This is a genomic window from Cyanothece sp. BG0011 (genome assembly GCF_003013815.1).
GTDB lineage: Bacteria > Cyanobacteriota > Cyanobacteriia > Cyanobacteriales > Microcystaceae > Crocosphaera.
The window spans coordinates 1-8,114 of record NZ_PRLH01000034.1; the positions used below are offsets into that span (position 1 = coordinate 1).

At 39.9% G+C, this 8,114-nt stretch carries 9 protein-coding genes; 3 read left to right on the forward strand and 6 right to left on the reverse strand.

The features are described 5' to 3' along the window. Positions 1–495 precede the first annotated feature (495 nt). A complete protein-coding gene (locus C4E06_RS05215; RefSeq protein WP_009546346.1) occupies positions 496–909 on the forward strand; it encodes a CAP domain-containing protein in 414 nt (137 codons plus the stop codon). A gap of 95 nt (positions 910–1,004) precedes the next feature. Here the strand turns inward: C4E06_RS05215 and C4E06_RS05220 are convergent, their stop codons facing one another. The 4 genes from C4E06_RS05220 to C4E06_RS05235 all read right to left on the reverse strand — a co-directional run bounded on the left by C4E06_RS05220 (position 1,005) and on the right by C4E06_RS05235 (position 3,481). Continuing rightward, entirely contained in the window at positions 1,005–1,265 is a 261-nt protein-coding gene (locus C4E06_RS05220) for a hypothetical protein (RefSeq protein WP_009546347.1), read from the reverse strand. A gap of 326 nt (positions 1,266–1,591) precedes the next feature. Continuing rightward, positions 1,592–2,032, reverse strand: a complete 441-nt coding sequence (locus C4E06_RS05225; RefSeq protein ID WP_198648339.1) for a calcium-binding protein — start codon at positions 2,030–2,032, stop codon at positions 1,592–1,594. Between the two features lie 280 nt (positions 2,033–2,312). After that, positions 2,313–2,513 carry a hypothetical protein gene (locus tag C4E06_RS05230; RefSeq protein ID WP_071818237.1) on the reverse strand — a complete coding sequence of 67 codons (201 nt, stop codon included), beginning with the start codon at positions 2,511–2,513 and terminating at the stop codon, positions 2,313–2,315. 11 nt (positions 2,514–2,524) lie between these two features. Then, positions 2,525–3,481, reverse strand: coding sequence for an SDR family NAD(P)-dependent oxidoreductase (locus C4E06_RS05235; protein ID WP_107667113.1), 957 nt, complete (start codon positions 3,479–3,481; stop codon positions 2,525–2,527). A 217-nt stretch (positions 3,482–3,698) separates the two neighbouring features. Here C4E06_RS05235 and C4E06_RS05240 point away from each other — a divergent pair, with 217 nt between their 5' ends. Continuing rightward, a complete protein-coding gene (locus tag C4E06_RS05240) occupies positions 3,699–4,496 on the forward strand; it encodes a ParA family protein (RefSeq protein WP_107667114.1) in 798 nt (265 codons plus the stop codon). Continuing rightward, positions 4,489–5,640, forward strand: a complete 1,152-nt coding sequence (locus tag C4E06_RS05245) for a ParB/RepB/Spo0J family partition protein (protein WP_107667115.1) — start codon at positions 4,489–4,491, stop codon at positions 5,638–5,640. The genes C4E06_RS05240 and C4E06_RS05245 overlap by 8 nt, the downstream gene beginning before the upstream one ends. A 279-nt stretch (positions 5,641–5,919) precedes the next feature. On the opposite strand, the gene C4E06_RS05250 is transcribed toward C4E06_RS05245, so the two are convergent. After that, entirely contained in the window at positions 5,920–7,287 is a 1,368-nt protein-coding gene (locus tag C4E06_RS05250) for a ribonucleoside-diphosphate reductase subunit alpha (RefSeq protein ID WP_198648340.1), read from the reverse strand. A gap of 216 nt (positions 7,288–7,503) precedes the next feature. Then, on the reverse strand, positions 7,504–8,114 hold a 611-nt coding region (locus C4E06_RS05255; protein ID WP_304529248.1), incomplete at its 5' end, for a ribonucleotide reductase N-terminal alpha domain-containing protein.

The window sequence follows — 8,114 nt, forward strand, 5'->3', positions numbered from 1 at the left end:
GCCCATACCTACTGACCACTTTTTCCACACTCTCATCACCACAATAAAATCCTTACTTTTTTCCATCTTAGCTTGCACTTGCGTGAGATGGCTCCCCAATATTTCCCGATTTCGCAAAAAAGCACCTGGGAGTCTTGCCGTGTTTCGACCCCAAGTGCTTTTTATCCGATCCACTCTCACACCACGAATAACTGAATGTTATTTGTTGGAATTAATAGTAGCATAACTCAAGTTTAAGTACAAATAGCTATAACAGTTCGAAGATAGTCCTCAGCACTTTACCTTGCCGAACGGGGAAAGAATCATGGGAAAGCAGTGGGCGATCGCCACGAATGCCATCAACGAAAAATGAACGACACGCCAGTTAACGTAAAACTAAGTCATATTAACAATTACCCTTAATAGGAAAACGCGACAAGTGGGTTATCTAGTTTTTGATTTTATTCTCTTAGCTTGTGAGCTAGAAAAGTTTTTAGTTACAGGAGTTAGCCCGTCATGATTTCTGAATTTGAGCGTAGTGTTTTTGAGCTAATTAACCAAGAAAGAGCCGAGAACAATTTAGACCCTTTAAGGATTGATGAACAATTAGTAATGGCGGCCGAATATCATTCTGAAAGTATGGCTAATGATGATTTTTTTAGCCATGAAGGAATAGATGGCTCTACTCCATTTGAGAGGATGATGGATCAGGGTTATTCTTATCAAGCTGCGGGGGAAAATATTGCAGCTGGTTTTACCACACCAGAATCAGTTGTAGCAGCTTGGATGGGAAGTAGTGGACATCGTGCCAACATTTTAAGTGATGATTTTACAGAAATCGGCATTGGACATCAATATAATTCTAATGATATCGGACAAGTTAATTATTTTCATTACTGGACGGTTAATTTTGGAACCCCTTTGTCATGAAGTCAGAACCGAGGACGAAAGACCAAGGTAATGCGGCATCCAACGAAACTAGAAACCCCATCGTCCTATGACGTGGGGTAGTTCATAGCAAAAATTCATTCGTATCCTAGCAAATAGTCAAGATAATCTTCACTGATATCCTCAACTTCACAGAGATAGTCGCCGTCAGGGTGCTGATAATGAACATTGCCTAAATTGTCGAGAGAATCAAGGCGACAATCTTCTCGAATTTCATCATAGACAGTGGAGTGATTTCTCCAAGTATTCTCTTGTCGAATTAACAAATCTTCCTGAGATTCTATCTCATCAATTTCTTCTCTTTTTGTCGTAATTTTGCGCTTATTGGGTTTAGCCATAAGAGGAATTTTTAGTAAGTACAGAGAAAACACCATTTCAGTTGATCTGATTGATTCCCCCAACTGGAGGAAGATCACATTACCTATTAACCATTACACTATGTGTGTAATGGTTGTCAGAAATCAGATCCTTATTAAATCCCCTTGAATCAGAGATGGAAATTATTTCTTTAACACTTATTTTAATCGGCACAGTTGTTGTTGATGTTTTATGGAAAGAAAACCACCAAGAACAACAATCTAATATCTGTAGAAATTGTTTTGATGAAAATTAGTCAATTTCAACTTATGAATAAGACTTTTTCCTAGAATATCATAATCAAACTTTAGAAAAACTCATCTTCCCCATCATCACTGAAATCATAACCCCTTTCCACCCAGTATTTCCAATCAGCGATCTCTTCAGTGGTCATCTCATCGCTATCCACAGGCTCAATCTCAGATAAAGAAACAGAGAAAACATCCTGGTTTTGTCCTTCGGTATAACGAACATCGACCCTCATTTCCTGTTCACATTCTTCTTCAGAGGACATAGCCACAACTTCTACATTGGCTCCATCCCATACAACTCCAAAAGGCTGATTCAGATTATCCTCCAGATAGCAGTACCACCCCATTCGCTCTTCATGTCCATTGTAAGTATCAACGATAATTTCGTTGATGATTCGCTGTTCTCTTTCGTTGTCGTGGGAAGTTACAGCCATGATAAAATTTTGTTTTAACGAAGGAACAGCAATTATCATAGGGGGTAAGTGGAGAAAAAACAACTGTTAAACGGACTAAAAATAAGCTTTATTGACTGTTTTCATAAATTGGCTAATTTTTACTTAGTCAGATCAAGGGGGGTTATCATAATCATACTTTGTCAGGAAATCTCATCTGCTCAAGCGTTCCGATTTTTCCTAATAACTGTATAACTGTAACAAACACGAAATTACAACTTAATAAGACTAACTCGAACTTAATTGGAGCATTTGGCTGAGTGTTACTTTAGTGCGTTTATTTCTGTTCATGGGTGATCGCTCTACTGAATCTAACTTGTAACTTTTAACCATCAGGAAATTGCCAACAAGAGATTGTCTCAACGTTTGTACTGCCACATCGACATTTAACCTCGAAACTAGAATCGACCCATTCCCATCCACAAAGGCGACAGTGGCACAAAATGTTATTTCGATTAGCAAGCTCAATTTTTGATAGCCATTCTTGGCGAACAGTTGGATCGAGGGGGTCACGAGATTTTGGCATTTTTTGTCACCTTATTGGACAATTAGTTTGTCTTTCCGGAGTCCTACGAGTTCTACACTTTTATCCCATAGTTGTTGCGCTTTTTCAACATCATAAGATTCTTGTGAAGACTCAATCATCTGTAAACCACTAAAATATTTTCCCGTTACATTTTTCAACTGAGGATCTTCAACCAGCCTTGCTAAAGCTCGTCCAGATTGTTGTGGAGTATTAATTTTTGGAAAAAAACTAAAAAGAGGAAGAATATAATCCCAGACTATTTTCGCTCTTGGGGGATAATCCTGCGCCAAGCCGGTTCCTGGCATTAACCCCGGAGTGAACACATTGACCGTAATGGGATGTTCCTCTGTGCTTAATCCCTGTTTTTCGAGACGACGAGATAATTCGTAAGCACACAATATATTGCAAAGTTTCGAGGTGGTGTAGGCAGTTCGACCAATATCCGAAATACTTTTATCGTTTAGAGTTGAGTCTAATTCAGGGTGTGCTAGTAAATTAGGAGCTTGAAAATTAGGGGCTGGCATCCCTGTTATTTTACTTGGATCATGAGTATCGCTACTGACAAAAATAATTCTTCCTGGTGGTTTTAAATGCTTTAAAAGAAGATTAACCAGTAAAAAATGCCCCAAGTGATTCACAGCGAAGGTCGTTTCTATCCCATCTTCTGTATATGTTCGTCTTTGAATAAACTGTACTCCAGCGTTACAGATAATTATTCTTAACGGGGGCAGAGTTTTCTGGGCGAATTCAGCTTCAAATTGACGAACTGACTGTAAAGAGGCTAAGTCAAGAGTAATAGCTTCAATCTGGTTATTTTGGGTTAAATCTTTGAGCTTTTTGACAGCTTTTGTTGCTTTCAGGTGATCACGACAGGCAAGGACAAGATAGATATCTTTGTTTAACGCCAGTTCTTTGGCACAAGCATAACCCAATCCATTGTTGGCTCCTGAGATAATAACTGTTCTCATTTTTTAACTTTATGTCTTTAAACAGATTTTTTCGACTAAATTTATCCTCAGAAATATTCTATCTTAATCTAGAGGTTTAACTCTGTTGTGTCAGAACACAACGACCCCGATTATTGAACTGGTTTTTTGGATATCTTTAAAGGAACTTTATTTCTTAAACTTGATCTAATGGAATAATATTATTCCATATGGTAGTTAAAACACAATTGAGGAATAAATGCGCCTAGCAATCTTGTCAAATGCCGGAGGTAGTGGGAAAACAACTTTAGCCTCTCACTTAGCTTATTTATTGGCAAAAAAGGGATATTCAGTGGCGTTACTCGATTTAGATCCACAAGGTTCGGTGAGTTTATTTTGTGGATTATCAAGGCCAGAAGCAAATCAGACAATTGCGACAGTTTTATCTGATGATTTTTCAGGAAAGTGGCCATTAAGTCCTCTGTGGGAAGAATCTGTTAACAATGTTGTTGCTTGTCAAGGGGAATTGACATTAGTGAAAACCATTAGTGAATTAACTCATCATCCAAGAGGCGCTTATTTACTAAATGATCGCCTGTTAGACTATCCACTCTCTCAACAAATTGTTATTTTTGATTGTCCAGCAACTCTAGGTCCCCTTTCAACGATTGCTATTTCAGCATCAACCCATATCTTGATTCCCATTCAGGTTGAACCTAAATCAATAGATGGTTCAGCGAAACTCCTAGAATGGATATATCATACCTGTGGACTATTAAGACTTAATCCTTTCCCTTTAATTATGGGAGTTGTCCCTAATCAATATGACCAGCGTGTGGCTATTCATCGTAATATTCTCGAACAAATAAATCCTCTGCTTCAACAATTAAACATTCACTGCTTTGAACCAATTCGTTATTCATCAGAATTCAAGAATGCTAGTTCAAAAGGTTTACCAATTCATCTTTATCGACCAGCCCATGCTGCCGGTAAAGATTTTTATCCAATTATCAAATCTCTAATATCTCAATTAGCCCAGGAGGAAACAAATGAGTAATCGTGTCGGAGACAATTTAGTGTCTAACTTATTTTCAGGAGTTACTTACGCACAAGAACTTAATGAAGCCAAAAGTACAATTGCTCAACTTACAGCCGAAATCAAAGAATTAAGAGCGGTTGGGAAAAAAGAAGATGAGGAACCTTTAGTGAGTGAACTACTATTATCGGTTCAAAATGAAGCTATCATAGAAGTTCCAGTCTCTGAAATTGAAGTCAATCCGGCTCAACCAAGACAAACATTTAGTGATGATAGCCTTACCTTATTAGCACGTTCAATAGAAAGAGATGGCTTACAACAACCTTTACTTGTTTTTCAAATAAGTGAGCATCGTTATTTTCTATTTGATGGTGAAAGGCGATATAGAGCCACTACACAAAAGTTGTTCTGGAAAAAAATTAAGATCATTAGCTTGGGTCAATGGGAATCTAATTACTTAGATAATCCCGAAACTTTACGAAGAAAAGCATTATTAGCTAATCATCATCGAGAAAATTTGAATCCCTTAGACCTAGCTGAAGCTTTAGTCCAAGAAATTTCAGTTATAGCCGATATAAATGAAGAATCTATTCCAAAAACTTTAAACACAGTTATTAAACGATTAACCAGACAAGGTAAACTGAAATGGCTATCTGAATTAACACTTCTCCCTCAGATTGAGCAAGAAAATGGTTTATCGTCTCTTGAAATTACCAATGATGAGAATAAAATCCTTAAAGTTTTATTGGGATTACATCTCAATCCAGCATCAGTCAACAATAATATATTCCCTTCCCTAAAATTGTTTGAAGACCTAAAAAAAGCGATAAGAACTGACGGACTTGGGGGACATCATGCCAGAGTTTTACAAAGACTTTCTAAAGAAACCATTGGAGATTCATCTTCTCAAATCCGTCAAAACTTAATCACTATTGTTATTAATGAAAAATTATCTGTAGCTCAAACCAGACAACTGGTTATAGATGAAATAAGCAAATTTCAAAACAATAATAATAAAAATGCCGAGGTAAACAAATCCATTAAAAAAGCTATTAGTGTAGTAGAAAAAGTAACTACGACCAATATTGATCCAAAAGATTTAAAAGCTTTTGAAACTGTTTTAAAACGGAAATTAAAAGAAGTTAAAGACGCTCTGAAAGCTTAGTAGTTGGACTTAAGCACTCAATTAACCCTGTATATTACTGCGACTTGTTAGCGCGATTATATAGATCGCCCCCGCACGTTCGCGCTGATCTAAAGCAAAAAATTTTCCTAGACCTCATGGAGGTTTTACCAGGGGAGGTCGCTGTTTAATTCGCTTAAGTAGTGACTTTTGTAAGCTTCAAATAAATCGTAGAAATTGGGGAGTGATTGATTCTACGGTTGTCAAAGCAAGAAACGAGGAGGTCTCACAGACCCCCTCTACGCTAGTTACAAAGTGCAGCTAGCAGCTATCGCCACAACCATCGACTTCGCTTAGACGATCCTCTTTGACCGTGCGAATGTAGTAAATCGCTTTAAGTCCTCGTCTCCAGGCTCTTAGTGCAGTATCATAGATATCAGAAGCATCTACGGTCTTATTCGGTGCATAAACATCAGGATTTAGGTTAAATACCAATTCCATGCTGATTCCCGTATCGACCCATTTCTGCATCTCAGCGATCGCATCAACGACAATGCGCTGCTCTAATCGTTGATTTTCCTGGTAGTTATCCCCGTATTCACGGAGAAATGGCACAGCTTTCATGACATCGCCCTTACCTAAACTTTCTGCATTGAATTTCGCATAAGGTGGTAGTACCGACGCGGTACATCCTTGGATGAGAGACGAAGACGTATTCGGTGCGATCGCCATGACATGACTGTTACGAATCCCGTAGAAATCAAAGAGGTCATACAGAGCTTTCCACTCAGAACGTTGGCTTCTTGATTTGCCGAGAATGTTTCCCATACCGTACTCACTGGAATTTATAGCCGGGTAACTTCCTCGCTCTTTAGCGAGAAGCACAGACCCCATCAAGCACTGATAGGAGAACTCTTTGAATAGTTCGCGGATTTTACGCTTGTCTTGATATCGGAGTCCTCGTTTGGCTAGGTAATCGGCTAAACCTAATACCCCTACTCCAATTGTCCGTAAATTACGGTTGTGATTTCTTGCTTCCTCAATCGGCGCGGTGGTTACATCGATGGTGTTGTCTAACAGCCGTACCGCTAAGTGACACATCTCAGGTAATTCGTCGTCTTCTACTTGGGCTAAATTAACTGAGGCTAGGTTACAGCTATGGGCAAGTTTTCCAGGAACGACAACAGAAAAACTCTCGCAGCAAAGGTTAACAGAGGGGATGATCCCAATGTGTTTGTTAGGATTGGCTCGGTTGATAGCATCTTTGAATGCAATGTAAGGTAGCCCAGTTTCCACTTGGGTTTCTAAGATGTCAACAAACAGGTTCCGAGCATTGACTGTTTGGGCCAGGGTAAGTTCACCTAGACCGACCGCTTCTTCGATTTGCTCATAGGCTTCGTCGAACTCGGTTCCCCACAGATTAGGTAAGTCGATTCCAAGAACCTGTTTCACTTCGTAGGGATCTACTAAAGTCCAAGCAGCCCCCTGTTCAACCCGTCGCATGAAACCGTCTGTTACCACCACTTGAGGAAACACATCATAGGCTTTGCGGCGTTGGTCGCCCGCTTCGGAGCGCATTTCAAGGAATTCGGGTATGTCTAAGTGCCAAATGTCGGCGGCAACGGTTACGGCGCCGGCTCTTCTCTTGATGTTCAGGTAGAGACGCCACTCCCTACCCCGTTCTCTTATGAACTGCTTTGCGTCACCACAAAGAACTGACTATATCTTCTTCCCGGTGGGAAGCTCCCCATTTCCCCTAGCAGATGCTTCTAGGGTACTCGCTTGCGCGATAGTCGATGAACGTTCCAGATTACTCTGGCTTCGCTGCTGATTGTCTCGTTTGAGAGTTTCCAGCAATTAAAGGAGTTGATTTTTGTAGGCATTACTGCATACCGAGGCTAGATTTTAACCTCCTTGATTCACTGCGATCGCCGTATCGTTGAAAATCCGAATCCAAGACATTAGCCCGCCACTAACATTAGGCTTATTGCGAACCCAACTGCCTACTGCTCGGATTCGACTGAGGTTGACACCGACGCCACCGCCTTCTTGGGAAATCCGTGCCGTATTCTTTACATTGTCAAAGATAGAGTTAATAGAGTCCTCTACTGACAGGATAAAGCAACTGGTCCCAGAACCCCCTTCAAAGCGGAGATTGGCTAAGATAGGTGTGGCTAAGGAAATCTTTCTATTAGCGATCGCCATATAGAAATCCCTGGCATAAGACATTCTCTCGTCCATTCGCTCTGGAATCGCTAATACCAAAGCGGTAACTAAGAAGACCTCTTGAATTAATTCGTCTGGTGACAAATACCGTTGTGTCAGCAGAGTTGCTCCTGCATGGTCGAATACTTTGTCTAACTCAGGTTCGATCCAGCTTACTGCTTCTTGTAAGTCAGATTGACTATATACTTTCAGTCGATTCGTGTACTTAGAGAACAGATTGTTGTCAGAAAAGACATCATAGTAACCATAACCGTATCCCCGCTTGGCAATGACTTCATGCGACCAATTCC